This window comes from Alicyclobacillus acidoterrestris (assembly GCF_022674245.1).
GTDB classification, from domain to species: Bacteria; Bacillota; Bacilli; order Alicyclobacillales; family Alicyclobacillaceae; genus Alicyclobacillus; species Alicyclobacillus acidoterrestris.
The window spans coordinates 3,397,851-3,422,226 of the sequence record NZ_CP080467.1; the positions used below are offsets into that span (position 1 = coordinate 3,397,851).

The 24,376-nt window shown below is 49.9% G+C and carries 34 protein-coding genes, 1 pseudogene and 1 riboswitch; of the genes and pseudogenes, 14 read left to right on the plus strand and 21 right to left on the minus strand.

Annotated features, from left to right (window positions below):
• The first annotated feature begins 45 nt into the window (after positions 1 to 45).
• Both K1I37_RS16745 and K1I37_RS16750 read left to right on the plus strand, forming a co-directional pair.
• Entirely contained in the window at positions 46 to 891 is an 846-nt protein-coding gene (locus K1I37_RS16745; RefSeq protein ID WP_152498778.1) for an EAL domain-containing protein, read from the plus strand.
• A 427-nt stretch (positions 892 to 1,318) separates the two neighbouring features.
• On the plus strand, positions 1,319 to 2,314 hold the full coding sequence (locus K1I37_RS16750; RefSeq protein ID WP_021296286.1) for an acrylyl-CoA reductase family protein: 996 nt from the start codon (positions 1,319 to 1,321) through the stop codon (positions 2,312 to 2,314).
• Between the two features lie 71 nt (positions 2,315 to 2,385).
• On the opposite strand, the gene K1I37_RS16755 is transcribed toward K1I37_RS16750, so the two are convergent.
• Complete coding sequence (locus K1I37_RS16755) at positions 2,386 to 3,459, minus strand: nitric oxide synthase oxygenase (protein WP_021296287.1); 1,074 nt, start codon at positions 3,457 to 3,459, stop codon at positions 2,386 to 2,388.
• A gap of 493 nt (positions 3,460 to 3,952) precedes the next feature.
• Between K1I37_RS16755 and K1I37_RS21590 the strand changes: the two genes are divergently transcribed.
• Complete coding sequence (locus K1I37_RS21590) at positions 3,953 to 4,078, plus strand: hypothetical protein (RefSeq protein WP_021296288.1); 126 nt, start codon at positions 3,953 to 3,955, stop codon at positions 4,076 to 4,078.
• 194 nt (positions 4,079 to 4,272) lie between these two features.
• The gene (locus K1I37_RS16760; RefSeq protein ID WP_021296290.1) at positions 4,273 to 4,476 is read left to right on the plus strand and encodes a hypothetical protein; all 204 of its coding nucleotides are present in this window, start codon (positions 4,273 to 4,275) and stop codon (positions 4,474 to 4,476) included.
• A gap of 74 nt (positions 4,477 to 4,550) precedes the next feature.
• Here the strand turns inward: K1I37_RS16760 and K1I37_RS16765 are convergent, their stop codons facing one another.
• From K1I37_RS16765 to K1I37_RS16780, 4 genes are all read right to left on the minus strand, one after another.
• Positions 4,551 to 4,766 (minus strand): hypothetical protein, encoded by a 216-nt coding sequence (locus K1I37_RS16765; protein ID WP_021296291.1) that lies wholly within the window; start codon positions 4,764 to 4,766, stop codon positions 4,551 to 4,553.
• A 17-nt stretch (positions 4,767 to 4,783) separates the two neighbouring features.
• Positions 4,784 to 5,158 (minus strand): DUF2642 domain-containing protein, encoded by a 375-nt coding sequence (locus K1I37_RS16770; protein ID WP_021296292.1) that lies wholly within the window; start codon positions 5,156 to 5,158, stop codon positions 4,784 to 4,786.
• 179 nt (positions 5,159 to 5,337) lie between these two features.
• Positions 5,338 to 5,553, minus strand: a complete 216-nt coding sequence (locus K1I37_RS16775; RefSeq protein ID WP_021296293.1) for a hypothetical protein — start codon at positions 5,551 to 5,553, stop codon at positions 5,338 to 5,340.
• Between the two features lie 21 nt (positions 5,554 to 5,574).
• Positions 5,575 to 5,967, minus strand: coding sequence for a DUF2642 domain-containing protein (locus K1I37_RS16780; protein WP_021296294.1), 393 nt, complete (start codon positions 5,965 to 5,967; stop codon positions 5,575 to 5,577).
• 247 nt (positions 5,968 to 6,214) lie between these two features.
• On the opposite strand from K1I37_RS16780, the gene K1I37_RS16785 reads away from it, so the two are divergent.
• Positions 6,215 to 6,520 carry a hypothetical protein gene (locus tag K1I37_RS16785; RefSeq protein ID WP_021296296.1) on the plus strand — a complete coding sequence of 102 codons (306 nt, stop codon included), beginning with the start codon at positions 6,215 to 6,217 and terminating at the stop codon, positions 6,518 to 6,520.
• Between the two features lie 416 nt (positions 6,521 to 6,936).
• On the opposite strand, the gene K1I37_RS16790 is transcribed toward K1I37_RS16785, so the two are convergent.
• Positions 6,937 to 7,137: a cold-shock protein gene (locus tag K1I37_RS16790; protein WP_021296297.1), complete on the minus strand. Its 201-nt coding sequence runs from the start codon at positions 7,135 to 7,137 to the stop codon at positions 6,937 to 6,939.
• A 245-nt stretch (positions 7,138 to 7,382) separates the two neighbouring features.
• Between K1I37_RS16790 and K1I37_RS16795 the strand changes: the two genes are divergently transcribed.
• Positions 7,383 to 7,676, plus strand: a complete 294-nt coding sequence (locus tag K1I37_RS16795) for a Dabb family protein (RefSeq protein ID WP_021296298.1) — start codon at positions 7,383 to 7,385, stop codon at positions 7,674 to 7,676.
• 73 nt (positions 7,677 to 7,749) lie between these two features.
• Here K1I37_RS16795 and K1I37_RS16800 read toward each other — a convergent pair whose 3' ends face one another.
• Complete coding sequence (locus K1I37_RS16800; protein WP_021296299.1) at positions 7,750 to 8,319, minus strand: HD domain-containing protein; 570 nt, start codon at positions 8,317 to 8,319, stop codon at positions 7,750 to 7,752.
• 414 nt (positions 8,320 to 8,733) lie between these two features.
• Here K1I37_RS16800 and K1I37_RS16805 point away from each other — a divergent pair, with 414 nt between their 5' ends.
• Positions 8,734 to 9,927 (plus strand): WD40 repeat domain-containing protein, encoded by a 1,194-nt coding sequence (locus K1I37_RS16805; RefSeq protein WP_021296300.1) that lies wholly within the window; start codon positions 8,734 to 8,736, stop codon positions 9,925 to 9,927.
• A gap of 184 nt (positions 9,928 to 10,111) precedes the next feature.
• Here K1I37_RS16805 and K1I37_RS16810 read toward each other — a convergent pair whose 3' ends face one another.
• The 4 genes from K1I37_RS16810 to K1I37_RS16825 all read right to left on the minus strand — a co-directional run bounded on the left by K1I37_RS16810 (position 10,112) and on the right by K1I37_RS16825 (position 12,311).
• A complete protein-coding gene (locus K1I37_RS16810; RefSeq protein ID WP_021296301.1) occupies positions 10,112 to 10,570 on the minus strand; it encodes a hypothetical protein in 459 nt (152 codons plus the stop codon).
• A gap of 213 nt (positions 10,571 to 10,783) precedes the next feature.
• Positions 10,784 to 10,984, minus strand: coding sequence for a cold-shock protein (locus K1I37_RS16815; RefSeq protein ID WP_021296303.1), 201 nt, complete (start codon positions 10,982 to 10,984; stop codon positions 10,784 to 10,786).
• Positions 10,985 to 11,279: 295 nt separating this feature from the next.
• Positions 11,280 to 11,450 (minus strand): hypothetical protein, encoded by a 171-nt coding sequence (locus K1I37_RS16820; RefSeq protein WP_021296304.1) that lies wholly within the window; start codon positions 11,448 to 11,450, stop codon positions 11,280 to 11,282.
• A gap of 225 nt (positions 11,451 to 11,675) precedes the next feature.
• The gene (locus K1I37_RS16825) at positions 11,676 to 12,311 is read right to left on the minus strand and encodes a cell wall hydrolase (protein WP_081654067.1); all 636 of its coding nucleotides are present in this window, start codon (positions 12,309 to 12,311) and stop codon (positions 11,676 to 11,678) included.
• A 6-nt stretch (positions 12,312 to 12,317) separates the two neighbouring features.
• Positions 12,318 to 12,457, minus strand: a riboswitch (cyclic di-AMP (ydaO/yuaA leader).
• Between the two features lie 129 nt (positions 12,458 to 12,586).
• Here K1I37_RS16825 and K1I37_RS16830 point away from each other — a divergent pair.
• A complete protein-coding gene (locus K1I37_RS16830; protein WP_021296306.1) occupies positions 12,587 to 13,375 on the plus strand; it encodes an SDR family NAD(P)-dependent oxidoreductase in 789 nt (262 codons plus the stop codon).
• A gap of 176 nt (positions 13,376 to 13,551) precedes the next feature.
• Here K1I37_RS16830 and K1I37_RS16835 read toward each other — a convergent pair whose 3' ends face one another.
• The 4 genes from K1I37_RS16835 to K1I37_RS16850 all read right to left on the minus strand — a co-directional run bounded on the left by K1I37_RS16835 (position 13,552) and on the right by K1I37_RS16850 (position 15,591).
• Entirely contained in the window at positions 13,552 to 14,403 is an 852-nt protein-coding gene (locus tag K1I37_RS16835; RefSeq protein ID WP_021296307.1) for a hypothetical protein, read from the minus strand.
• Positions 14,404 to 14,519: 116 nt separating this feature from the next.
• The gene (locus tag K1I37_RS16840) at positions 14,520 to 14,930 is read right to left on the minus strand and encodes a CoA-binding protein (RefSeq protein ID WP_021296308.1); all 411 of its coding nucleotides are present in this window, start codon (positions 14,928 to 14,930) and stop codon (positions 14,520 to 14,522) included.
• A gap of 88 nt (positions 14,931 to 15,018) precedes the next feature.
• A complete protein-coding gene (locus tag K1I37_RS16845; RefSeq protein WP_021296309.1) occupies positions 15,019 to 15,237 on the minus strand; it encodes a DUF1540 domain-containing protein in 219 nt (72 codons plus the stop codon).
• Positions 15,238 to 15,288: 51 nt separating this feature from the next.
• Positions 15,289 to 15,591: a metal-sulfur cluster assembly factor gene (locus K1I37_RS16850; RefSeq protein ID WP_021296310.1), complete on the minus strand. Its 303-nt coding sequence runs from the start codon at positions 15,589 to 15,591 to the stop codon at positions 15,289 to 15,291.
• Between the two features lie 344 nt (positions 15,592 to 15,935).
• Between K1I37_RS16850 and K1I37_RS16855 the strand changes: the two genes are divergently transcribed.
• Together K1I37_RS16855 and K1I37_RS16860 are read left to right on the plus strand one after the other, a co-directional pair.
• Positions 15,936 to 16,136: a cold-shock protein gene (locus K1I37_RS16855; RefSeq protein WP_021296311.1), complete on the plus strand. Its 201-nt coding sequence runs from the start codon at positions 15,936 to 15,938 to the stop codon at positions 16,134 to 16,136.
• A 127-nt stretch (positions 16,137 to 16,263) separates the two neighbouring features.
• Positions 16,264 to 16,587, plus strand: coding sequence for a hypothetical protein (locus tag K1I37_RS16860; protein WP_021296312.1), 324 nt, complete (start codon positions 16,264 to 16,266; stop codon positions 16,585 to 16,587).
• Between the two features lie 79 nt (positions 16,588 to 16,666).
• Here the strand turns inward: K1I37_RS16860 and K1I37_RS16865 are convergent, their stop codons facing one another.
• Positions 16,667 to 16,843 carry a cold-shock protein gene (locus K1I37_RS16865; protein ID WP_169513704.1) on the minus strand — a complete coding sequence of 59 codons (177 nt, stop codon included), beginning with the start codon at positions 16,841 to 16,843 and terminating at the stop codon, positions 16,667 to 16,669.
• Positions 16,844 to 17,138: 295 nt separating this feature from the next.
• Here K1I37_RS16865 and K1I37_RS16870 point away from each other — a divergent pair.
• Positions 17,139 to 18,265: pseudogene (locus K1I37_RS16870) on the plus strand (IS110 family RNA-guided transposase).
• Positions 18,266 to 18,742: 477 nt separating this feature from the next.
• Here K1I37_RS16870 and K1I37_RS16875 read toward each other — a convergent pair.
• Both K1I37_RS16875 and K1I37_RS16880 read right to left on the minus strand, forming a co-directional pair.
• Positions 18,743 to 18,940: a hypothetical protein gene (locus K1I37_RS16875; protein WP_021296960.1), complete on the minus strand. Its 198-nt coding sequence runs from the start codon at positions 18,938 to 18,940 to the stop codon at positions 18,743 to 18,745.
• A gap of 82 nt (positions 18,941 to 19,022) precedes the next feature.
• On the minus strand, positions 19,023 to 20,108 hold the full coding sequence (locus tag K1I37_RS16880) for a G1 family glutamic endopeptidase (protein WP_161624359.1): 1,086 nt from the start codon (positions 20,106 to 20,108) through the stop codon (positions 19,023 to 19,025).
• A gap of 155 nt (positions 20,109 to 20,263) precedes the next feature.
• Between K1I37_RS16880 and K1I37_RS16885 the strand changes: the two genes are divergently transcribed.
• A complete protein-coding gene (locus K1I37_RS16885; RefSeq protein WP_021296962.1) occupies positions 20,264 to 20,905 on the plus strand; it encodes a spore coat protein in 642 nt (213 codons plus the stop codon).
• Between the two features lie 80 nt (positions 20,906 to 20,985).
• Here the strand turns inward: K1I37_RS16885 and K1I37_RS16890 are convergent, their stop codons facing one another.
• Positions 20,986 to 21,582 carry a spore coat protein gene (locus K1I37_RS16890; RefSeq protein ID WP_021296963.1) on the minus strand — a complete coding sequence of 199 codons (597 nt, stop codon included), beginning with the start codon at positions 21,580 to 21,582 and terminating at the stop codon, positions 20,986 to 20,988.
• Between the two features lie 211 nt (positions 21,583 to 21,793).
• Between K1I37_RS16890 and K1I37_RS16895 the strand changes: the two genes are divergently transcribed.
• Positions 21,794 to 23,065, plus strand: a complete 1,272-nt coding sequence (locus tag K1I37_RS16895) for a bacillibactin exporter BcbE (protein ID WP_021296964.1) — start codon at positions 21,794 to 21,796, stop codon at positions 23,063 to 23,065.
• Positions 23,066 to 23,085: 20 nt separating this feature from the next.
• Here K1I37_RS16895 and K1I37_RS16900 read toward each other — a convergent pair whose 3' ends face one another.
• Both K1I37_RS16900 and K1I37_RS16905 read right to left on the minus strand, forming a co-directional pair.
• On the minus strand, positions 23,086 to 23,427 hold the full coding sequence (locus K1I37_RS16900; protein WP_021296965.1) for an alpha/beta fold hydrolase: 342 nt from the start codon (positions 23,425 to 23,427) through the stop codon (positions 23,086 to 23,088).
• A gap of 9 nt (positions 23,428 to 23,436) precedes the next feature.
• Positions 23,437 to 23,853: an alpha/beta fold hydrolase gene (locus tag K1I37_RS16905; protein WP_021296966.1), complete on the minus strand. Its 417-nt coding sequence runs from the start codon at positions 23,851 to 23,853 to the stop codon at positions 23,437 to 23,439.
• 144 nt (positions 23,854 to 23,997) lie between these two features.
• Here K1I37_RS16905 and K1I37_RS16910 point away from each other — a divergent pair, with 144 nt between their 5' ends.
• Positions 23,998 to 24,249: a hypothetical protein gene (locus tag K1I37_RS16910; RefSeq protein WP_021296967.1), complete on the plus strand. Its 252-nt coding sequence runs from the start codon at positions 23,998 to 24,000 to the stop codon at positions 24,247 to 24,249.
• The last annotated feature ends 127 nt before the right edge of the window (positions 24,250 to 24,376 follow it).

Below are 24,376 nucleotides of genomic sequence, written 5' to 3' on the forward strand. Positions count from 1 at the left end.
ATCGTTGCTGTCTTAAGAATAGCCATTGGAGTAGGTGAATTGATTGTGACCAAGCACACAGCCGGCCTCGTGTACAACGGAAACTTGTCGCCATCGCTGAAACGTTCGGAATTTGCGTCGCTCATTCACACAAACAGCTTACACACGGTGTTTCAGCCAATCATGAGTCACCGTGATCGAGATATCTTTGCGTACGAAGCACTCAGCCGCCCGACGCTCAACGGCGTCGGGATACCACCCGATACGTGGTTTGACCTGGCTGTTCAGTACGAACTGACAGCTCAGGCTGACCTTGTCGCCATCGAAAGCGCGCTGTCAAACTACGCCCAGACCGCATTGGCAGACAAAAGGCCGTTGTTTATCAACGTGACGCCAAACAGTCTATTAGAACGAGGATTCCTAGCTTCCTTTGAACAGATCGTGGACAAACACCGCCTTCATGCGACGCAAATCGTGATAGAACTGACAGAGTCATCACTGGCTGATCCACTCGCGTTAAAGAACAGCGTCGTGTATTTACAGACACAAGGCTTCCGCGTCGCACTGGATGATTTGGGCCGTGGTGGTGCTAGCCTGCTCGCGATGGTCGAATTGCAGCCCGACTTTATCAAGATTGACCGAACTATCGTGCAAGGGATTGCACATTCACCGTCACGCTTTCGGCTCATCACGCTGCTCGCATCCTACGCGGAAGTCAATGGGGTCATCGGCGAAGGCGTAGAGACAGAATCTGATGTCGAGGCGCTGCATTTAACGGGTACCTATCTAAGTCAAGGATACTATTGGAGTTACCCAGTTCAGGCGAGTGTCTTAGAGACACAGACCATTGACGACAAGCTATGGCCAAAATTCATCCATCATACCGTTATGAAAGGAGACGTTTCTTCGTGACGCCATTACAACGATGCCGCACATGCGGTCGTGAACTGCCATGGACGTCAGAGAAATTTTCAACCCGCGCTGGTAAACTGACTCGTCAATGCCGTGATTGCCATAGAGAATACGAAAGGCGATACAAACAACATCTTCGAAACGGCACACAAAGCCCCGCACAGCGCCGAAACATTACACGCCCGGCGATGGCGTTACTCGTGTATAAAGTCGTGCAGGCTATCAAAGCTGAAGGAGATTAAATTTACATGACAGGGCATCCCAGAAACGGATGCCCTGTGTGCATATGAGGTCCTCATGTGAGAGAGCCCCCCACGCCCCGCTTCCAATCAGGATTTTACCGCAATTGGAAAGTCTCCGTAGTAGGGGGGTACAATATAGTTCGGGTTTATCACCGAAACGGATAACCAGATGGAGGTTTTATCGCATGGATCGTTTTCGTGCTTTTGTCGTAGACCAACAAGGTTCCACATTTCATTCAGGTATACGCGAATTGACATTGAATGACCTTCCCGCTGGAGATGTTACCATCCGTGTACGCTATTCGAGCGTGAACTACAAAGATGGTATCGTATCCCAGCCAAACAGCCGATTAGTACAAACATACCCGATGGTACCTGGCATTGATTTGGCAGGCGAGGTCATTCATTCAACGGACAGGCGGTTCCACGAGGGCGATGAAGTGATCGTCACCAGCTACGATTTAGGGACCGGTCACTTTGGAGGTTTTAGCGAAGTGGCACGGGTTCCAGCAGAATGGGTGGTACCGCTGCCAAAAGGGCTCTCCATGCGCGAAGCCATGATACTTGGAACCGCTGGTTTCACCTCCGCGCTCTCCTTAAAACGAATGGAAGACAACGGACTTACGCCAGAGAAAGGACCTATTCTCGTAACCGGTGCCACCGGTGGCGTAGGGAGCACCGCAGTGTCGATGCTCAGTCAGTTAGGCTACTCCGTGACCGCCGCGACGCGCAAACAAACGGAACACGCATTCCTGAAAGAACTCGGAGCGACAGATATTATCCACACCGACGAACTGGTCGTACCCGAAAATGCGCGCCCTGTTGATCTACCTGAGCGTTGGGCTGGCGCAGTCGATCCGGTGGCCGGAAAATCCCTCATCTACATTTTCCATACGCTTCAATATGGCGGATCGGTTGCCACGAGCGGCTTTACAGGCGGACCCGAAATCGCGACGACCGTTTTCCCCATCATGCGGCGCGCGATTTCCTTTATTGGCATTGACTCGGTCTGGTGCCCGATGGCTGTCCGCGCCCCGCTGTGGGAACGCATTGGCGCGGAGCTAAAGCCCAAAACAGCCCTTGAACAGATTGTCAACGAGGTAACGATGGAGTCACTACCAAACGTACTGTCTCAAATCTTGCAAGGTCAGGCGCGCGGCCGGACCATTGTGAAACTATAAAAGAAGTGTATTTGAAATAACAACATGCGTACCGTCCATCGATTTGGTTGACGGTACGCATCCGAACAAACTCAAAGAGACCCTGTGTCAAAGGGGGCATCCTGCCGGACATACATCGGTTTTACCACCTGATTGTCGTACTCCTGATGAAAAATGTGGGTCGTCGCGGGAGACAGTGGTGGAATCAGCCATGTCCAATCGCCTGTAACCCTGCGACCGGCATCCCCTTCCATCCGCTCAAAATGCGCGAACTGTTCGGCGGCCGTATGGTGATCGACAATCGTGACGCCACGCTCCTTGAACGAGTGTAATACCGCGACATTCAGCTCGACGAGCGCTTTGTCCTTCCACAAAGTCGTATGACTGTTTGTGTTCAACCCCATGAGTTCAGCCACTTTTGGGAGCATATTATATCGCCGTTCGTCCGTAAGATTGCGTGCACCAATTTCTGTCTCCATGTACCACCCATTAAACGGCGCTGCAGCGTAGCGAACGCCGCCGATGTCGAGCGCCATGTCCGAGATAATGGGTACACTATACCATTTCAGCCCTAGTTCTCGGAATTCAGCGAGTTCCGGATGTGAAATCTCAACCTCGAGAATCAACTCATCCGGAATCGCGAACCACTGCGGCGCATTTCCATCTATCTGAAACACAATTGGCAGGACGTCAAATGCTGTGCCCCTCCCCTGCCACCCTAGACGCATACATGCCCGTGTAAATGCGAGCGAATGCGGATCTCCGAGAATCCCATCAGCCGTTTCATAGCCCGCATAACGAATCAATTGATGATTCCATATGCGGACTTTCGGGTGAAAGACCGTGATGGTCGGGCGAATTTTCCCTCCGTGCGTCGCATAGTCGATATGGCGATACAACGCCGATACAATGTCATCTGCATGTTGCAAATGTCGTTCATCAAACACCTTTAGCGCTCTCCAAAACAACCGACCAATGCAGCGATTGCTATTTCTCCAAGCCATCCTAGCGCCATGCTCCAATTCCTCATAGGTCGGTTCATATGACCTCCCTTGTTCAAGCTCCTTTTGAACCTCCGCCAATCGACGCCCCGTTTCCGCTGGGTCTTTCGCGAGTTCCCGGTGACAGGTTGTGATAAATTCTTTTGTCTCGTCGTACGATTGCATGTTACGCCTGTCCTCTCCAAACCTATCGGTCAATATCTACAAGTAGTGTACTTCATGAAGGCACGGAACATAAAATAAGTCCCCCGTAATTCGTGGTGATATTGTGTCATTTTTCAGGCAGACATCGATAGTGTAAGCGTCGAAAATCGTGATATAACTAAAACATAAACTCAAACTCACTCAACGGAAAATACCTCGATTTCCTATTAGGAAGAGAGTGATTCAATATGAACAAGAAACAACTGGGTAGGATACTGGCCATCGGAATCCCAATCATTTGTATCTTGATATCCCTCTTCACCGCTCACTGGGGATTTTTCGCATTTTGCCTCACACCGGCATTTTTATCCTGGGGAAAATTTTGGGGTGACAACGATAAATCCTAAAGCAGGTATTAAATGGTTTTAATTTCCTGGAACATGATGGACCCTTATCGAATACGCATAATAAAACGGGTATGATTTGGAAACGATAAGCCAAAGGGGTGTTGAAGATGAACGAAGACGAGACTTTCCCATTCACGATTGAACAAACTGTGCAACGTGTAAGTGCTCGTGAGATCAAATTCGAATCCCTCGCTGATGTCGCTGAAGCAGAACCACAACCCACCGAAGAATGACGAAGGCCACCCGTCACCAGGTGGCCTTCGTTGTGCCTATTCTCTTCACAAAAAGACCCCATTCACGAGGTACAAGTGATAAACATTTTATTTGAACGCCTCGATGGCATGCAATATTTGTCGAAAATTTACGACTTATTTACGTAGAGAACATGAAACGAATCGGGGTTCGCCAAGAGCGAGGGGACATAAGGGTGATGCAACGCAAACGAACAAAGCCAGCGCAATGGTATATCGAGCAACGTATCGACTATCTCACGGCGCAATTGAACAAGCTAAGAGACATGCTAAAATCGGTCGATGAAAACGCCAACTTTGAGGCGGTCAAGGATTTTTTAGAAACGCGAGGCCGGCTGCGAGAGTTACAAAACATCCGGGAGCATATGAATAATTGGTAAAACACACAACCTTCAGTCGTGGGGGAATAGACGACAAAAATGCCGCCTATTCCCCGTCCATTGGACCCCGCTGGTTACACGTTGAGCAAACGAACAAAGTCAATTGCCGTGGTCGCGATGAACGTAACCTGATTCGTCGGCGTGTAGCCCCCTGTCATTTGAACAAGGCCGAGTACGCCGCCGTTGGCAAAAGAGATGACGCCTTCCGTGATGGTGTTATCAAATGCGACTTCCACTTGTGTCCCAGCTAATTGATTTAACTCAGCGGCGAAGGTCGGTTGAAATGGCATGCATATCCCCCTCTTCTTTAGGCTGCGGTGACGGACTCGATTTGTGCAATCGGAATGAGTACTGTGTTGCCCGTTGTCTCAATGACTACAACATAATCCCGCTGTACGGCCGTCAGTGTTCCAGTAACCGGCTCAAACGGTGTGGTGATGGTCACATTTTGATTCAACAGGCCGAGGAGCACCTGACGAATGTTTCTAGGCGTACGATTGCCGCCGGTCAATCCGCCCGTCAAGTTAGCGAGCAGCGTCTCCAAGGAACCCAAGATGTTCGTACCGCCGATACTTGCTTCAGCAGATACACTGAGGCTCGGGTCATTGAGTGTTTGTTGAAGTGAACTAACTAATTGCTGAATCCGCTGACTTGAATTATCTCCAGACAAATTAAGCGCCAATGAAATCATTCCTTTCGCGTGGACTTGCTACTAGTTGTATGGTGAAAGTTACAGGGGTTTCACGGATGTTCAACTATCTCCATGAAAAATGGGTAGTTGCACCTGCCTGATTGAAGCTAACCCGATAAAAAAATAGACGACGATCCCGTCGCCTATAAATGCAGCCTATTTGTTTCGCATTACACGTTTAACAGCCGGACGAAGTCGATTGCATTTATGGCAATAAAAGTCGTCTGATTGGTCGGCGTGTAACCACCTGTAGACTGAACCAAGCCCAGAACGCCCGCGCTAGCGAAGGCGATGGTACCATCGACAATCGTATTATCAAAAGCAACTTCCACATTCGTACCGGCCAGACGGTTCAATTCAGCGGCAAAGGTCGCTCTAAACGGCATACTTTACATCTCCCTTCCAGGTTACGCTGGTGTTACGGACCCAATTTGCGCGATTGGAATAAGCACGAGGTTGGAGGTGGTTTCAACCACCACGACGTAGTCCCTCTCCACGGCGATAATCGTACCGGTCACCGGTTCGAACGCAGTGGATATGACCACGTTCCGATTCAGATTATTGAGCAACACTTGACGGATGCTTGCGGGCTCCGCAGGATTCCCGCCCGTGGAACCCCCGAGCAGGTTTGCGAGCAGATTCTCCAACGATTGAAGAATGTTGGTACCGCCCACAGTGATGCTGCCCGAGGCGCTCGCACTCAGATTCGCATTCGAATTGGCAAGCCCTTGTTGAACTGCGTCGATAAGTTGTTGAGCCCGTTCTGCAGGCGTATCGCCAGGCAATCGAAGCCGTGCCACAATCATCATTCCTTTCCGCTGGACTTGCTACAGTAATATGTGAGGTACACAAGGGCAGAAATAGATAAATGACCATCTCCGCAGGGAAATGGTCGATTGCCACAGTAATTTTTGGGATGCTAAAGCAGGATACAGAACTGGCGCAAAAACAGCCATTTGCAATTCGAGATGCACCAATGCATGATGTTCGTATGGATGTGAAACCATTCATTAATAAATAGGGGAAATCGTATCGTTGGAGGGTATCATGTCGACGTCTTTCTTATTCGCAGATCACAGTATTACAGTATGGGAACCACTACACGCTGAGATTGTCTCAGAACACGAATGTATCATCAAATTGGCACCCATTCACTCGCCAAAAGACCATGAAACAAGAGCGATGGCACGAGAAACAGGTCTCGATGTTCCGCAGCCCATTGGCCGACTCGTCTACGATTTCCATCACGATGCATTTTTTCTGGTGGATATGTTAGAACCGGTGCATATGGGCTTAAAAGAACACCCCGCGCGAACAACCTACGCCGTTCACTTAAGTCTGCAACATGGATGAGGATATCCATTTGTCATCGCATGAACATCTCGACCGTCAGTCTACATCCCTATCCCCGAACTCAGGCGGCAGCTTTTTTTCCGTAACAGGTTGTTTGTCAGGCGCGTTACAGTATGTATCTCCACATCGGCCTAATCGGTATACTTGCTTATCTACTCGGCGAAACCCCGTTTGGTACACCCACTGGGCACGCTCCTCAGGGACAAGACTCTGACACCTAAGGCAATAAAACACCGTAAACACCACCCGTCGACGACATTCGACCTTATTCGACATCACCGACATCATTATAGGTTACGCGACTATATGTGTCTACATATGTAGACATAACTGTATAGAAAAACGTCACCCACATCTCATACGCAGTCATAAAAAAAAAGAGCCTATGCATCACTGCACAGGCTCTTTTTAAAAAATTACAGTCGAACTACGTTCGCTGCTTGTGGACCCTTAGGACCCTCAACGATATCAAATTCAACGCGTTGACCTTCATCAAGCGTACGGAAGCCATTGCTTTGAATTGCGCTAAAGTGCACGAATACATCGTCGCCGCCTTCAACTTCGATAAACCCAAAGCCCTTTTCAGCGTTAAACCATTTCACTGTACCTTGTTGCAAAAAAATTCCTCCATGGTGCTACATGCACACTTCAATTTGCACAAACACTGCCCAATACGACCAGGGTCGAGTTGAAAGCAGATATTGTATCGAACAAGTGAGATCCTTGCTCAATATGTATTCTACACCGATTTCCAGTGCGTGTCAATTGGGCATTGCTATCCAAACAAAATTCCTACGCCAAGAAGATGCGCGATGACACGACATGCGGTATGGTAATTCTATCACGAATGGAGGGATGACAAGTGGTCGAACACGTCGTGCTATTCAAATTTGGTCCCCATACCACAGACGAGCAAATGCAGGAATGCATTGAAAAAGCAGCCACACTTCAAGATGAAATACCGGGAATTGTTGACTTTGTGGCTGGACGGGACTTCTCAGGAAGAAATCAAGGATTTCAGGTGGGTTTAACCGTTCGCTTCAAAGACCGTGAGGCACTTGACCACTACATACCTCACCCAAAACACCAAGAATTTGTTCAATACACCTTAGATATTGGCCGCCAGGACATTATTGTGCTCGATTTCGAAATCTGATACAGCAACTTTCATGAAACGCTGGGGGCGTTCTTCTCCCCAGCGTTTCGTATGTTTCCCGTCGCGTATGAACTTAGGCACTTGCGCCGTCAAGACCGAGTTCCGGTGCAATCGCCGCTAGGGCACCAATCACCGTCGCGATGTGATCATCGAGGCTTACGCCCAGTTCCTCGGCCCCCAAGTATACGTCATCCCGGTTCACGCCACGGGCAAACGCCTTATCCTTTAATTTCTTCTTCACACTTCGCACTTCTACTTCTGCGAGGTTCTTTGTCGGTCGAACCATTGCAACAGCCATCACGAAACCAGATATTTCATCGCAAGCGAATACGACTTTGCTCAACGGCGTGTCGCGTTGCAGATGATTGTAATCGGCGTGTGCGCGGATGGCGTAGATGACGTCTTCCGGATAACCTTGTTCAGCTAAAATGCGGGATCCGACAATCGTGTGCTCTTCTTTTGAAGGGTACATTTCGTAGTCGAAGTCGTGCAATAGCCCGGCTATGCCCCACTTTTCTACATCCTCCCCAAACTTTTCGGCATAAGCGCGACAAGCCGCTTCCACCGCATACGCGTGCCGTAGCAAGGACTCAGATTTCGTATACTGTTTCAACAACTGTAAGGCGTCTGCACGCGTCTTCATGTAATCCCCCCAGAATCGATGTGGAACAACTTAATGTACTGTCAATTCTAAAAACACTTTCCATTTTACATCGCCGCACGCGAGATGGGCTAGAATTCATAGGAACCTGTTCTGCACTTTTCGTGTAAACGGTTTCGGTAGCTTTCGAGAAATCGTTCACCTTATACTGTACTTGCATATCGCATACCCCCACATGTGGGGCGGCCGTCATGAGGCCGCCCTTTTCATTGACCACAGGACCCTCTCGACGTAAACCGCGTCTTTTCTATCCATATAACGGAAAACAATTAAACAATTCGTGATCTCCCCTGTTTTAAGTGGCCTAGCACTCAACAATCACCTATTAGTAGAGAGGATACGTAAGGTACAATAAGAGTTTGTAGGACACGACATCTTATTCACCGGAGGACTCAAATGCCGAATCATAGATTACAGGTATCCATTAGCGCCATGTCCGTGTTGACAATTGGCGCACTCTTGAGCGGGTGTGGCAGTCAACCATCCGCCCAAACAGATTCCCCACCGCCCGCTACCGTGCCCAAAGGGACGTTGACGGCCGTGGCGAACGACAGCGCGTACGCCTACCTCAAAGGAAAGTGGGTCGACTTGCCGCCTAGCTCTGAAACCAGCGCGCCGACCGATCCATTTCAAACGCTCGATTTCTCAGGTGACGGAACGCCGACAGCCGCGACGGTCGGCAGCGACGGGAATATGTTCGACGGAAGTCAAGCGGCCCTTTGGGAATATAACAAGGGTTGGCAGGCCGTATCCATCAACGGTGACGGGACGATCACGGTACACGCGTGGTCACCTCAAAACATCCTGTACGCCGCGCCCGACGACGGTCAAACAAACGGGATTTGGCGACAATCTGGAGGGCACTGGCAACTTGTGAATGGCAGTGCAAACTTAGGTTACATCCAATCCATACAATGGTCGCCAGAAGGCACCCTTACGGTTGTGTCTGAAGCCTCGGACGGATCGACAACCGTTTGGCAGTATGTTAATAATCAATGGAAAAACTTGAACTCTGCGCACGTTCCATTTGCTGCGGACACAATCCAGGTATCCTGGTCTCCCGATGGCGTTCTTACGGTAGCTACAAACCATCATGGCGTCTGGCAATACCGTAACGGAACATGGACCCAACCAGGCGGCAAGAGTCCAATTGACACAGTCTCACAAGTTGGTTGGTCTCCGGAAGGAGAATTAGTGGTCTCGGGTGCAGGTGGACAATCCACCGGTTTGTGGGGCTTGGAGAATGGTACATGGTCTGCACTGGGCAATGCACAAGTGGCATCCCCATCACACGGTATCCGACAATTTGGATGGTCTCCCTCCGGCGTCCTCACCGTCAGTGATGCTGCGACAGACCACATCTACCAATTGAAGTCTGGGCATTGGGTGAGCATTTGGAACAAAACCTCTGCATCCGATCGCAACGCGAGTCCCCCAGCGTTTCAATGGTCGCCTTCAGGCGTGTTGACTTGCGATGGTGGAGATTTAGGCGGCATTTGGCAATACCAGGGCGGTACGTGGTCACAAATTGGCGGGGACAAGTCACCATTCCATGATATTACATCGGTGATTTACGGATGGTCCAAATAATTATTCTTGTAGAATTTTCCTAAACAGAAATTGAAAGCCACAAACGAAGAGGCTGTCCCTTAGCAGTAATGACCACGCTCGGGACAGCCTCAATGTGAAAGGTGGGCTAGCGCCAGCTAGAACCCAAATCTAGCATATATCGGCTGTCTCAAAATCGCTTCAAAAGGAACGTTCAGCTACAGCCTCAATGGTAGTCCCGTTCTCGTTCCCCTTGCCCTTGCTGCATATACTGCTCACCCAGCTTTTCAAACTGCTGGCCCTGCATTTGCTGCGTCTGCAATTGCTGCTGAGAATTCGCGATAAATAGGTTCATTTGCGTGAGCACCTGATTGGTCTGAAGATACTTGAGCGCTTGTCCCAGCAACTGAACGGATTGTTGAATACATTGCATGAGCTGTTCATTTGTCCGCTGTTGATGTTCCTGTGACGTCTGCCCAAATTCGGACAGTTGTTGCAAGAGGTTATCCGAATTCTGGCCTTCCCCGCTATTCGCCGTATCTTTGCCGCCCAGTTGCTTGATCATTTTCTGCATTTCAACGACTTGATTCCGCAGCCCAGATATTTCGTCGCCGAATTCTGCCCGGAAGTTCCTAGCGGCTTGCTCGGCCACTTTGCGAACCTCTCGTTCAACTTCCTGATCCACAATCATTCCTCCTTCGCGTTCCACTGTCCACTATGTATGATGAGCAATCTGGAAATTTCTAAACGGCGAGGATACGATAACCGGCCTACAACAAAACGGCGCCACCGCCAAGCAGCTTGTGCTTAGCGATGGCGCCTACACGAATCAACGCGACAGACAACGCGAAAATAAAAAGCTCATGCGAATGAATTCGCATGAGCGGTTAACAGCCAATTACAGCTTGTAAACGTTCGCAGCCTGTGGGCCCTTTGGACCTTCGACGATTTCAAACTCTACAGCTTGTCCTTCATCCAGGGTCTTGAAGCCATTGCCTTGAATTGCGCTGAAGTGCACGAACACATCGTCGCCGCCTTCAACCTGAATAAAGCCAAAACCTTTTTCTGCGTTAAACCATTTAACTGTTCCCTGTTGCATGCAGTAATTCCTCCATGGTGCCTAAAGCACACTTTCAATTTACACAAAAGTCGTTCCCCAGACAAAGGCCAGAGAATACGGCTCATGTATCAGTACATGTTCGTGCAGTTGCTATTTAGCGTAACTGTACACCCATTTTCACCAAGTGTCAATCACTCATCTGACTAGTGCGCTTCCGGAAGCATTCGTCAAGAAAGACACGTGCGCTCAATGGATAATCACACAACAGCTGCACGTCATCATTATACGCGCGTTCCACAAAAATATTCCCCGCGATTCCCCACGGCTTGCGACCTCAGCATTCATCGACAGCTTCTTGTCGAACCTCCACTGGATACTCGGGCTGTCGCTTTTCCTGTGCAAGCTGCTTTAACTCAGAAAACATGGGATCCTGCGCGAGATGACCCGCTTGTGATCGGTAATCACTGGACTCCAAATAATCGACGATTTGCCGGAGCGTTGCCATGCCTTCCCCCCTCGTCTAACGCATCTGGAACCTCACCGGGTGAAAGACCTCTTCCGGTGTGCTTTCATTTTTCCCAAGACAACCGCTCACGCCTCGGGCAACGTGTGGAAAGTCTGGAATAGCGCCCATGCTGGGCGCACAAAAAAACGGGCGGTCCCTATTCGGAAACCGCCCGTTTTTTTGAGAAGCAAGACATATTGTCAACGCCCAACCCTGAATCACAACTTACTTCGCAAATACCAAATCTCCAATTTGGGCAATGGTTTTTTGCGTTCTCACCCAACTGCTCGCGGGCGTTTGGGAGGGGTTATAGAAAACGAAAGCGCCTGGTACTTCATCGTCATTCGTTTCCAATACCCGTTCGGCCGCTGTTACACTCGATGCATTCGGCGTCTGGTAGATATAACCGTCGGGCACACAGGAGAACTGGTAATGTCCGCTGTCAATCTGAAACACGACATCATGTACGGTCTTGCCATACTGACCGCTCTCCAGCCTGTGTAACACCACGTCTCCCACAGCAACCTGGGCTTCGAGTGACTCACCACCCGCCTCAGCGTTGATAATGTGCTCCATCCAATACAAGTTTTGAGCTTCCGTACTACCGTTACTATTTGCAGCATCCACATTACTTGTCGTAGGGAGCTTTAGAACCGTTCCGACCAACAAATCTGCTGGATCCACCGAAGGATTGGCACTTTCCAGAGACTGAAGCGAAATTCCGCGTGCATGCGAAATCTTCCACAAAGAATCTCCTGGTTGCACCGTCACAGTGGTGGTTGCAGCAAATGCAGGTGTCATCGCTAGACCCCAAGCGGCAGCGGCTGTAAAGGTACCTACAAACAAACGTGATAAACGCATGCAAAACCGTCCTCTCGTTTATGCCTCCGAGGTTAGTTGTCGGGTTCGGATAACGAGCTACCCGTTGCAAACGCAATTCACCCCAGGTCAAACGACCAAAAATCCCCCGTACACCGGTTTTTTCGGTGATTCGGCTGTCATGTGATTACGTTCAACGAGTTTACAGGACAACCGCTCAATATTCACCCCTTAAAATCTTCCTGTAGTCAAAGAGAATTTATTTTCACATGCAGATTACGAGACAATATGAGCAATATCTGGGAGGGAATCATCACATGTCCAGTCAACGATTATCTGGCATCCATGCACTCGTCACAGGATCTTCTAGCGGGTTAGGCTATGCGATGGCACGCGCATTGCTGAAGGAGGGGGCCACGGTTGCCATTTCTTCGCGAGGTGGAGAAAAGTTATCCAAAGTGGTTTCGCAACTGCGCGAAGAAGGGTTCGACGCGCATGAGCTGACCATGGATGTGCGGTCAACCGACAGCATTCATGCGGCCGTTGCGTGGGTAAATTCCCATTGGGGCAAACTCGATGTACTCGTCAACAACGCAGGCATTGGCATGCGCACGGTCAATAAAAAGTTTATGTTTGAACCGAAGCCCTTCTACGAGGTCTCACCGGAGGGATTTCGCAATCTCATCGAAACCAACCTCACTGGGTACTTTTTAGTCGCGCGTGCGTTTGCGCCCATGATGGTACAGCAAGGCCACGGGCGAATTATCAACATCTCCATGAACCACGAAACGATGCGACGCAAGGGATTTGTTCCATACGGCCCGTCCCGAGCCGGGGCCGAATCACTGTCCTACATCATGGCAGAAGATCTCCGCGATAGTGGGGTCAGCGTAAATATTTTGCTACCTGGCGGCGCAACGCGGACTGGCATGCTGCCAGACGAATACGCCGATGCCTTCGATTCGATGCCCGGCATCTTGTCCCCCGATATTATGGCCCGACCGATTGTCTACCTGTCGTCCCCCGAGGCGGAGGGTGTGACCGGGGAACGAATCGTGGCAACAGAATTTGACGAATGGATTCGGACGCGCAAGTCACTGACCTAATTGCAAAAAATTGACCGCTTGCGACATAGCACGTTCTCACAAGCGGTCCATTCACTCATAGGGGGTGTTGCTTAGCAATTAGACAGATAGCAACGCTCATCTGAAACTCTAGCGCAGCAACGTCAAGTAAGCGTAAATGTAGGATTAAGTTTTTGTAAGATTTCCTTTCTCGAATTTTATTGCCAAATGTTCGACCGCGAAAAAATGTGGCGTCGCCACAAGAGTGTCACAAGAGGCGCCACCAACAGGGCAACATAGAGCATGAGTCCAAAGACCGTGCCCATACGCTCGTCAGCTCCAGATAAATACGTTACCCAGATGTCGTATAACATGTGCACAAACATGACGAGGATAATTCTCCCCGTAATGATCGTCATGAGCGCTAACAATGCCCCAAGCCCGCTAAATAGAAACAGTGCGCGCAACCGGTGGGTCTCAAACTCAAGAATGTGGCCTGCACCAAAAGATAAGGAGCTCAAACAAAACGCAATGGTAAAGGCGACAGCGCGCACCGAAGCCCGATGCCACACATGGCGACTCAGCATGTGCAGCACAACGAGGACCGTCCCTATCATGCTCCATCTCCACATCTCTTCCGTACCCGCCAAAACCCCTGTCAGGTAGTCTAAAACCCCAGGATGATTGGGCACATTCGATTGACCGAAGCTAATCAACACGCTGATGATGGCGCTAAACGCCTCCAGGGCAGCAATGAAGAAAGCCGGGACCAAGATGTACAAATAGAGTCTCCAGCCAATCCCAGCCACAAGTCCACGGCGAGTGCGGCCATAACGGCGCAGCGGATCACTTTTCCGAAACAAAGTGCGCCGAAAATGTGGCAACAACACCACTAAGGAGCCAATGCTGAGCAAGATGTAGACATAACTGCACGTAATCAAAACAGCTATATCCGATCCGTTGTACAAATTTGCGAGCGTACCAAACACTGCAAATAGCACCATATAGGCGATTTGCCATGGCCTCAACCCTAGACCAAATTTTTGCGGTATCTCGGTCCAGCGAGTCATCGTCAAACCGCCCCCTTGCGAATAAAAAAGACTCCACAATTTTGTATCACAAAACAGCTTATTGGCAAATGGAAAGAAAAAGGGCGCCCATTCAGGCGCCCTTTTGATGCGAAATTTCAGTGACGGGACAAAAGACGGCGATGTTCGCGTTCAAATGAGCGATTCGTGACGACTTGAAGCCCCGCCTCACGGGCCCGCTGTTCGGCAAGGTGGTTTTGGGTACCCGGTTCGAACCAAATTGCCTTTGCCCCGGCCGCAATGGCAGCCTCCGTAACAGCCGGCGCCTCATGCGGATGTGCGACCACGTTGACAATATCCACCGGTTCCTCAATATCCGCTACAGAAGGCACCGTCACATGACCTAACACCAGGTCCTTGTCCGTATTCACGGGCAAGACTTTATACCCCTGCGACTGTTGGTAAGCTGCCACGGAATATCCCCTCGTGGCCGGATTGGAAAGTACGCCAACAGAAGCGATTACGGCGGCATTTGCCATCAAATCACTCAATGCCTCGTCAGACAACATGTCAGACATCCTCCCCTTCCGAGTTGGTTCATGCCCTTATCGATCCAACATGGACCACCAGTGTCAACCCATTGGCCCCAGCGAAGCTTTACGCCTCAGAGGGTCGAAAGGTATGGCAACAGGTCTTGGCAGAGGATGGCGCATCCTGCTTCCCTTCCAGGTCGACCATAATTTCATCCGCGATTTCGACATTAAAGTTCGCTTGCGCGTTCTCATCGACTGTTACCATGATGGCGGGCGCCGCGCAATCATTGTTGTCTCGCCAGAAGTAACAATTCGAAACACTACATTTGACATTCACATTCATGCCGGTTCCTCCCCCTAAGTCGTCGCGAACTAGTACAATTCATCAAGCGGCTCATGCAATCCCCAATTGCTTACGCACATCTGGATTCATCCGATCCGGCGTCCAGGGCGGATCGAACACGACATCGACCTTGACGTATTCGACACCCTTTACTGGTGCAACGGCGGCCTCAATGGCATCCAGAAAGCCTTCGTGGAGTGGACAATCCGGCGTGGTCAACGTCATTTTGATGTTGACTTGTCCCTCCTTCGGTTCGGAGATGTCGTAAATCAGTCCGAGGTCAACGACATTCACACGAATTTCTGGGTCGAGGACGTGAGTCAACTGCTCCTTCACCGCAGTCAAATCGACCATGTCCATTCCTCCTCGAAGGTCAAATGGCTCGCTGTTATTCTCTGCTCGACCGAACCGTCTATCCTGGTGCAAAGTTGTAAATCCAAAAGCGTTATCCATGTCGAAAACCCAAGAAGATCCAGCGTTCGCAATAAAGACAAAACTATTGGAACTAGCAGGTAGTTTTGACAAGATATTTGACTTTACAGGAGGTGTGATGTACGATGTAGTCAATACCCATTTGCATGTTATCAATATTGATAATGCTGAAGCCGTTCGAACTGGCCTCCAATGGGTCAGTATCAGAACGGCTTTATTCATGCAAATGAATTTTGTAAGTGCGTATGCACCATGGAGGAATTGGGATGCAAGAAGGTATTGTAAAATGGTTTAATTCGGAAAAGGGTTTCGGTTTCATTCAAGTCGAAGGTGCCGATGATGTATTTGTGCACTTCAGTGCTATCCAAGGCAACGGTTTCAAAACCCTGGACGAAGGCCAACGCGTAACCTTCGACATCGTTGAAGGACCAAAGGGCCCGCAAGCTGCGAACGTTGTCAAATACTAAGTGACAGATAAAGCCCATGTCCGCATGGGCTTTTTTTGTGCCCTTACATACCTTCCCGTCCCTTTGTGTTTACAATGAGGAACCGATACACTGAGTAAGGACAAGAAACCTGGAAGGAGCAAGACAGATGATACCTCTCCTGATTGGCCTAGTGGCGAGTCTCATTGGAGTTGTTGAAAGCATTATTAAAATGGCAGAGCACTACGGGAACTATCCTGGCGTCAACGCGCACACTATCGTGATGCTGGTGGTATCTATCGTGAGTGTCATCGCCTCACTGAGTGCACGACATACACCAAAACTCAGCGGTGTCGTGATGATTATCTGCGCCATCTTAGGGTTCATTTTTGTGACGTACTCCTTCCTGCCTAGCGGCGTTCTGTTGCTGCTCACCGGCATTATCGCGCTGTGCAGCTCCCCAGAAGCGGGCAAGCGACGTATGAACGCATAAGCATAAGCAACGAAAAAGACGCCCCAACAAAGGGCGTCTTTTTCGTATCAGAAGTGCATGAACACAGTGTATGAGTCGATTAAATCTCAGGTAAATCCCGTACGTCCTGCGTCATGGGTGACTGACAAACCGGGCAACGCGGTTCCGTCTCGAATGTGAAATTCTGCCGCATCCAGACGTTACATGTGTCACTTGTGCAGGACCAGATAGGGGTTTCGACATTCGGCACCACTTCTTCATTCCGCTTGCCAAACATGGACTACATCTCCTAGTATATTGATGTCACGTACTCCAAAGAGTTTTGAGATAAAATTCTCGTAGTGGTCGGGGTACTACGAACCTCTCCTTGGGACCATTGGTTCTCGACTTAAAGAGTGTAGTCCCCGCCTTGCGAGCGTTACGAATGAGCTGGATGTTGAAGGGTTTATACCCTATCTCCGAATCTCAAACTAGGTTGTAGATCGCAAGGTTGTGCGGATCCGACCCATTTGGAGGTACGTGCAATGTATTTTGTTGGTATTGATATTGCTAAGCGTAATCATGAAGCCTGCATGATCGATTCAACTGGGCAGAGCCAAGGCAAGACTTTGCGCTTCCCAAATACTCAGGCTGGAGGCCAGAAGCTCATTCAGTGGATGCAGAATGTCGATCACGATTTGTCATCCACAGAAGTCGCAATGGAGGCCACTGGTCACTACTGGTTGGCTCTACACTCGTTTCTCCGTAAACATGGCATACGGGTGCGTGTCATCAACCCATTCAGTCGGATGCCTTTCGAAACATGTACATTCGACAAACCAAGAATGACACGAAGGATGCATTCATCATTGCTGAAGTGTTGCGCTTTGGACGATACAGTACGACAGAACTCGGCAGTGATGAAATTGTTGCCTTGCGTCAATTGAGCCGATTCCGATTCAGTCTGGTAGACTCAATTTCAGACCTAAAGCGACAGGTCATCAGCGTGCTAGATATGCTGTTTCCCGAATACGAGCGACTCTTCTCAGACCTATTTGGTAAGACGTCCTCCGAATTATTGATGGAATACACAACACCGGAAGAGATCCTTGCCGTAGATACAGAAGAACTGGCGGCCTTCATTGCCAAACATAGTCGGAACCGTCTCGGACTGGACAAAGCGGAAGAACTCAAATCTGCCGCTGCTGCGTCGTTCGGCATCGACACAGCACTGGACGCGTATCGACTGCAATTGCGCCTGCTTCTCCAGCAGATTCGCTTCACAGAGGAGCAATTGGATTCACTGAACAGTGAGATCAAAAAGCGTCTCGAAGCCGTGGATACCAACCTTGTCACAATTCCAGGTATAGGTCCCGTCTTGGCTGCTGCCATTCTCGGTGAAATTGGCGATATAGCCCGATTTCCAACTGGCGTAAAGCTCGTTGCATTCGCCGGAATTGACCCTACAGTGCGTCATTCAGGAGAATTCACCGGAACGCGCAACCGAATGTCCAAACGTGGCTCACCTTATTTGCGCCGAGCCATCTGGCTTGCCGCAAGTGTCGCGAAGGTACACAGTCCAATTCTCAGAGATTTTTACGAACAGAAGCGGGCTCAAGGGAAACACCATTTAGCTGCAACCGGCGCCGTGGCGCGTAAATTGACATACATCATTCATGCCGTCTTACGGGATAAAAAGCCATACGAGCCAATCGCGTAAACCGAACGTCCCGTCTGAATATTCACATCAAGTCTGCTTCTGACAGGCTTATATAGATGCGTCCAAAAATCACTTCCCTTCATTGTTCTTAGAACTCAATTGAGTGCTTGACATTAGATAGCTGGTCTTATCAATCCTAGGGTCGCAAACCGTAATTCCCTCGACGCACATCGTGTGAGCGATAAAGCAAGCGACCCTCCCGTGAGAAGGTCGCGTAAGAAATTCGCAATGATTTACCATTTTCAGTATAGCACAATTGAGTGCATACCGAAACCTTTGCGCTGACGAGGCGCTGATTCGCATCACACAACGAATTGCCCACGCAACAAAAAGGCCTGCGCACATGTGCAGCAGGCAAAAGTGAGGGCTTGAAGTATCACTCGGAAATATTCACTTGTTGCGCAAACGGATTTCCAAGTTCTCCACATAACCGATTCTACAGGGGATGCCTCGAAATCGCCTTGAAAAACAAGACGATTACTCTGTCTGTTCGCCTTCCTCGAGATTGAGGACTTTCGTATTTCCCAAATACACCACGCCGTCACTCGTTCCCGCAAAATACACGTCCCGAATCTGCTCTTGCGTGATTTCGTTTCCAGACAACTCCTGTTGGTCGTCCGTCGCGGCAAACGATGTTTCCGCCTCGAAGTGGTCATTCGTCGGGCGTTCGGCCATCCTTCAATCCCCCCATATCTCATCCCCCGGTTCACTCTGTCGAACCGAAGAATGGTTTGGAGGTATTGTTACCGATTTGCATTCATCTCCATGCGTATCCTAAGTGACTGCCCATTCCTTGTGCCCAAGGAGTTCCACCCGGTATCGGTGTGAACCCATGATGCCGGCGAGAGCGCGTGCTGAACTGACCCGAATCCCCATCACCCGTCGACGTCGCCAAAGTCGTCGTGGAAAACGATTCCCCGTCGGACCCCAACTGCGACGGCGAAATTAAAACTTGTCCTTGTTGCGTGACGACGGCCATTGGCACGACATCGTTCGTTTCGGCATTGATAGCTCCACCATCTACCGTTGCTTCGCTAAATGCAACCGTTCCTGCATTGGCGAGCGGATACAACTCTCCGTTGGTCGTCGATGGATCTTCGCTGATCCACTCGGCAGAGGTACCGATTCCCTTTTCATACGACGCATTCAATGTGACAGGAATCGTCTTCGTTTGCGTCTGGCCATCAGGAGACGTCACAGTGACGACCACATCCCACGTCGTGCCAGAAGCTTGTTTGACACTGGCATCAATGGTCGATCCCGCCTCAACGGTCATCACCGTCTTTGCCGCCGAGGGAAGTTTCTCCCAAAAGACGGTATTCACCACTTGTCCATCCTCGACTTGTTCAATCGTGCCCACTTGCAACAAATCATCAGAATTCACGCCGCCGAGTCCCACCCATTGAGCAGCGACACCTTGATTGCTGGTAGTTTCCAATGTGGGTACGGTCCAGGATCCATGTACACTAGTGAACGCCTTGGCCGATGTCTGGGGTGTAGCCACGTAACCAGCCCAATTCTCCGATGCTTGCGTACCTGTTGGCACATCTCCCGACACGGTATCAAAATAACTACCATTACCACCAGTACCCCCAGAAGAGGTCGTAGACGAACGAGGTGAAGTACTATAACCATTGCCGAAGGGCGCCCCATTGGCACGCCGTGAATCTGTCCATGTCATTGGCGTAAATTGGCTGCGCGACAAGACAAACCCCGCACTGCCTTGCGAGGTATCGACAACTGTACCATTTGTCCCCTTCCCAAAGTGATAAATCCCCGTCGTAACCAAACCTGCAGCAGATAGCGTCACCATCAGGGCAACAACTCGCGATTTATTGTTCACGCCGATTCCTCCATACCGAAACACATTTCTTTCATAGCCAATATAGAATGTCATCCTTGAAGTCATCTTGAAATCAGCTGGATCATCCTGCATAAAGTAACGAACCTAACCACAGTCTAGTCCTAGTACAAAAGAATTTGAAGGGATGAGCACAAATGAATCTGCTTGCGCATGAAATGGCGGAATTAAATGAACTCTTGATGAGCTGCACCAACTCGATTCAATCCATGGCACTGTTTATCAATCAGGCGCAAAACCCACAGTTGCGTGAGATGATTACCCGGCACTATGCCGTTCACGTACAGGATTACAATATGAAAGTAGAATTCGCAAAACAGCGTTTTGGCTCAACGGATCAGTTGAACGTACCTGAATTGCAGCAAATGATGCCGCAGACGACAAACCTCCAGAACCGTGGACAGGCACCTCACAATCCATTGTCGGCGCAACAGCCAGCGCCTGTCCAGCCGGAAATCCAATTAAGTCAATTAGATGACAGGGCCATCGCCACGTCCTATCTGTTGACACTAAAACGAGCAGGGCGCGAGTACGCATGGGCGACGTTTGAAACCTCCACGCCACAATTGCGCTCGTTCCTTGAAGACGCGTTTCGGATGTGTTCACACCAAGCATTTGAAGTGTGGCAGTGGATGGTACAACAAGGATGGTATCCCGCGGTCATGGCGCCGCAGCAAGCTGTACAAACGTTGGCTTCATCGTACAGGGAAGTGCCATATCACCAACCAGCGGACGCTTATCAGGAAGGCGGCAAGCCGTATATTAATAGATACCAATAAACCCTAAAACAGGCAACCCGTATGGGTTGCCTGCTCATCAAAAACCGCGATATACTGGTTCGCTTGTGCCCGGTGCAAGATTATTGAAGTCCCATTTGATTCGCACCCGGTGTCAACTGGTAATTTTGCATGAATTGCTGCACGGCATTCATCGGCATTTCAGGTACCTGGTAATATCCCTGGTGGTTCATGTATGACCACACTTCATAGGCCAGTTTGTCACAAAGGTTTGCGCCATCCACGAGATACTCGCGAAATTTTGGGTTCGCACACTCCAAACCGAATGTCATCCAGCTAATGCAGCCAAATTTCTGAAGGTTTAACATCGTCGTGGCTATTGCCTTGTCGGTCACGGGGCTTGCAGCCGTGGCTGGCGCCGTGACATTCCCCGGCTGTTGCCCGGCTTGCCCCATTTGCGAAAGGCCTAGTTTTGGTTCACCAAACGTGTCCATGCGGTATTGCACTGCCATGGTCGGCACTTGCTCTTGGCCCTGAATCAATTGGACACCGAGATTGTAATGATTGATACCGGCCTGCGCCTGCTTCTGCGCGATGCTTTTTAACCGCGTATCCGTAGCAAGTTGGGCGAACATGTTCAGCATTTGAATATGTGCCGACTTCGTCATCAGTGCCTCACTCATGGCGAGCATTTCGTGTGCCGCATATTGACCAGGCATATGTATTCCTCCTCGAGTACTCACTTTCCAGTGTGCTGGGTGTGCTGTAAGCCATCTTCTAGTCTTGAGACATTGACGTAACATTATGCAATCTTTATCCCATTCGCTGACGGAGATAATGCACATTGCTATGCTTCGAGTTGGACATGTTATGTGCCACATACTGTAACACCAGTACGAATTGTCACTTTCAGAAAAGATGGGTGATCAGATGCAGGCCAATAAAAAGCTCGATCTCGTCGCCTTAGCGTCGATTCCATTAATTATGACGCTGGGAAATTCAATGTTGATACCCGTATTGCCAGAAATGGAACGACAGTTACACATCGGCTCGTTTCAGGTCAGTATGGTGATCACCGTGTATTCGGTTGTGGCGATTTTTCTCATTCCAGTTGCCGGTTATCTGTCTGATCAGTTTGGCCGTAAAAAGATCATTATTCCCAGCCTCGTCATAACCGGTATCGGTGGCCTTATCGCCGGTGGGGCCGCGTGGTTCATGCAGAGTAGCTATTGGGTGATTTTAGCGGGGCGTTTTTTACAGGGAATTGGTGCGGCGGGATCGTTTCCAATTGTATTGCCATTGGTGGGCGACATGTTCAAACGGGAGGACGATGTAAGCCAGGGGCTTGGTCTTATTGAAACGGCCAATACCTTTGGCAAAGTACTCAGCCCTATCCTTGGCGCAGCACTCGCCATGTGGATTTGGTACGTCCCGTTTTTGTCCATCCCGGTATTTTGCGCGGTCTCTGTCATCCTCGTGGCGTGGCTGGTCAAAGTTCCGCGAAAAACCAACGAGGAAAAAGTCGAGTTCCACACGTTCCTGGCGTCATTGCGCAGCATCTTCGCGGACAAAGGGCGATGGCTGGTTGCCATTTTCTCCATCGGCGGCATTTGTATGTTTGTCATCTTTGGCGCGATGTTTTACTTATCCTCCCAGCTAGAGGACGTTTTCCATATCGACGGTGTAATCAAAGGGCTGATTCTCGCCATTCCGCTGTTATCCTTGTGTATCACTTCCTATTTTACTGGTAAGAAAATTCACGACAACAAGGAACGCATGAAGTGGCTATCCTTTTCCGGTTGTGTGATTCAAACCGCAGCCATTACTGCCGGAGCGGCAGTGAACAATATTTATGTGCTGATTGGTGCGCTCGTCGTAGGTGGTGCAGGTATTGGGTTGGTATTGCCGTGCCTGGATTCCCTGATTACCAGTGGCATTGACAAGCAGGAACGCGGCAGTGTGACATCGCTTTACAGTAGCGTTCGTTACATCGGTGTAGCCGCCGGTCCACCTGCCGTATCCCTGTTAAGCAAGGTCTCGCATCAAGCCGTGTTCTTCAGCATCAGTGGACTGTGTGCCATCTCGGCTGTCGTGTCACTGCTGGCAATCAAGCCGGGATCGACAAACAAGGCAAGTACCAGTGAACATGCCGCGACCCATCGACAGATCCATGGCCAGGCACGTCGACCAGGGCCCATGTGATGTTGTGTTGAACACATATTTCATTTAGAACGCAAGAATCTTCGAATCTCCCCATTCAAAGTCTCGGCCGCTCTGGTCGGGACTTGATGATGTGCGCCCGGAATGACAACCTGAGTAGCTTGTGGAAGGCAATTCTTAAAAATCTCCCGATAGCGCAACAGACGTCTATCTTTTTCTCCAAACACCAAACGGATTGGCATTTGCATGGATGGTAGGTCATCGGAACATCGATAGCGAATGGCTTCACCAAACAAGTCAGCCACATTGCGCACATTACAACGAATCCCGGAAAGATACATATTGCGCAGCGCGCGTCTACTATCGGCATTGGCTACTGCCAGCGCCAGCGCCAACGTCTGCATGCCAGCCGGTTAGGCAAATTTCAAAGCCATGGACAACTCCATGCGCAATCTAGCATCACTGACCTCGGAAAATGCGCTAATTGGAATAATGCCATACGCGCGTTCAGGATAACGCCGCGCAAACTCCAAGGCAATTTGCCCACCCATGGAATAGCCAGCGACGACCGCTCGATATAAGTTTAAGGAGTCCATCAGGTGGCAGATATCGTCGGCAACGATAGGATACGACAGCGGATTTTTTGACACATCACTCCCTGCATGACCGCGCAATTCCATTAAAATCACTTGAAACTGTCGAGACAGGTCGATGGCTTGTTTATAAAACACGAAGGAACCGACCATCGGTGGTGGAACGAAGATGATGGGGACCCCTTGTCCAAACGTGTGATATTGGATACGAACGTCATTCAACACGGTTACCGGCAAATCAAACGCCTCCGTTTCTCAAAGCAGGCATCGCCTGCATAACGTAGGACGTTCAGATTACCCAGTTCACTGCCAACTTACGTGCATACGCCATCGATATCCATGGTCGATATCCATGGATGGTTTGGAGGGGGAGGTGAGAGTGTGTGCGAACTATGCGGTGAACACCTCGGTGGTTTTCAGTCAGGATTCAGCGCCCAAAAAGTACCTCGGGAAGAAGCGAAGTACCCGGATTATCTCATCTGTTCCCACGGTTGCAAAGAAGTCATTCAGTTAGTCAGCCACGTATCTGGAGAAGTGGAGTTTGAACTGTGTGCTATCGAGGCGCTCCGAATGGCACAAGTTTTGATAGCTGCGGTTCACGGTGACACCGAACCCGGCGACACACACGATTGAGGCAGCACACGTTTTGTTCGCCAGCCGTATTTTTGCAGCTTTACACTGTTTCGACACATTTCGCAAAATATCAACCGTATAATTGATCTAATCAATCATACAACCCTGCCACTTACTTTAACCATAA

What these genes read in the sequence shown, in the direction of transcription:
- K1I37_RS16885 (WP_021296962.1), top strand. Translation starts at nt 20,264, where the DNA reads ATGAATCTGCTTGCGCATGAAATGGCGGAATTAAATGAACTCTTGATG.
- K1I37_RS16900 (WP_021296965.1), bottom strand. Translation starts at nt 23,427, where the DNA reads ATGCAGACGTTGGCGCTGGCGCTGGCAGTAGCCAATGCCGATAGTAGA.
- K1I37_RS16855 (WP_021296311.1), top strand. Translation starts at nt 15,936, where the DNA reads ATGCAAGAAGGTATTGTAAAATGGTTTAATTCGGAAAAGGGTTTCGGT.
- K1I37_RS16785 (WP_021296296.1), top strand. Translation starts at nt 6,215, where the DNA reads ATGTCGACGTCTTTCTTATTCGCAGATCACAGTATTACAGTATGGGAA.
- K1I37_RS16805 (WP_021296300.1), top strand. Translation starts at nt 8,734, where the DNA reads ATGCCGAATCATAGATTACAGGTATCCATTAGCGCCATGTCCGTGTTG.
- K1I37_RS16820 (WP_021296304.1), bottom strand. Translation starts at nt 11,450, where the DNA reads ATGGCAACGCTCCGGCAAATCGTCGATTATTTGGAGTCCAGTGATTAC.
- K1I37_RS16750 (WP_021296286.1), top strand. Translation starts at nt 1,319, where the DNA reads ATGGATCGTTTTCGTGCTTTTGTCGTAGACCAACAAGGTTCCACATTT.
- K1I37_RS16835 (WP_021296307.1), bottom strand. Translation starts at nt 14,403, where the DNA reads ATGACTCGCTGGACCGAGATACCGCAAAAATTTGGTCTAGGGTTGAGG.
- K1I37_RS16895 (WP_021296964.1), top strand. Translation starts at nt 21,794, where the DNA reads ATGCAGGCCAATAAAAAGCTCGATCTCGTCGCCTTAGCGTCGATTCCA.
- K1I37_RS16890 (WP_021296963.1), bottom strand. Translation starts at nt 21,582, where the DNA reads ATGCCTGGTCAATATGCGGCACACGAAATGCTCGCCATGAGTGAGGCA.
- K1I37_RS16865 (WP_169513704.1), bottom strand. Translation starts at nt 16,843, where the DNA reads ATGTTTGGCAAGCGGAATGAAGAAGTGGTGCCGAATGTCGAAACCCCT.
- K1I37_RS16850 (WP_021296310.1), bottom strand. Translation starts at nt 15,591, where the DNA reads ATGGTCGATTTGACTGCGGTGAAGGAGCAGTTGACTCACGTCCTCGAC.
- K1I37_RS16825 (WP_081654067.1), bottom strand. Translation starts at nt 12,311, where the DNA reads ATGCGTTTATCACGTTTGTTTGTAGGTACCTTTACAGCCGCTGCCGCT.
- K1I37_RS16875 (WP_021296960.1), bottom strand. Translation starts at nt 18,940, where the DNA reads ATGGCCGAACGCCCGACGAATGACCACTTCGAGGCGGAAACATCGTTT.
- K1I37_RS16765 (WP_021296291.1), bottom strand. Translation starts at nt 4,766, where the DNA reads ATGCCATTTCAACCGACCTTCGCCGCTGAGTTAAATCAATTAGCTGGG.
- K1I37_RS16830 (WP_021296306.1), top strand. Translation starts at nt 12,587, where the DNA reads ATGTCCAGTCAACGATTATCTGGCATCCATGCACTCGTCACAGGATCT.
- K1I37_RS16840 (WP_021296308.1), bottom strand. Translation starts at nt 14,930, where the DNA reads ATGTTGTCTGACGAGGCATTGAGTGATTTGATGGCAAATGCCGCCGTA.
- K1I37_RS16860 (WP_021296312.1), top strand. Translation starts at nt 16,264, where the DNA reads ATGATACCTCTCCTGATTGGCCTAGTGGCGAGTCTCATTGGAGTTGTT.
- K1I37_RS16755 (WP_021296287.1), bottom strand. Translation starts at nt 3,459, where the DNA reads ATGCAATCGTACGACGAGACAAAAGAATTTATCACAACCTGTCACCGG.
- K1I37_RS16845 (WP_021296309.1), bottom strand. Translation starts at nt 15,237, where the DNA reads ATGAATGTGAATGTCAAATGTAGTGTTTCGAATTGTTACTTCTGGCGA.
- K1I37_RS21590 (WP_021296288.1), top strand. Translation starts at nt 3,953, where the DNA reads ATGAACGAAGACGAGACTTTCCCATTCACGATTGAACAAACTGTGCAA.
- K1I37_RS16815 (WP_021296303.1), bottom strand. Translation starts at nt 10,984, where the DNA reads ATGCAACAGGGAACAGTTAAATGGTTTAACGCAGAAAAAGGTTTTGGC.
- K1I37_RS16800 (WP_021296299.1), bottom strand. Translation starts at nt 8,319, where the DNA reads ATGAAGACGCGTGCAGACGCCTTACAGTTGTTGAAACAGTATACGAAA.
- K1I37_RS16775 (WP_021296293.1), bottom strand. Translation starts at nt 5,553, where the DNA reads ATGCCGTTTAGAGCGACCTTTGCCGCTGAATTGAACCGTCTGGCCGGT.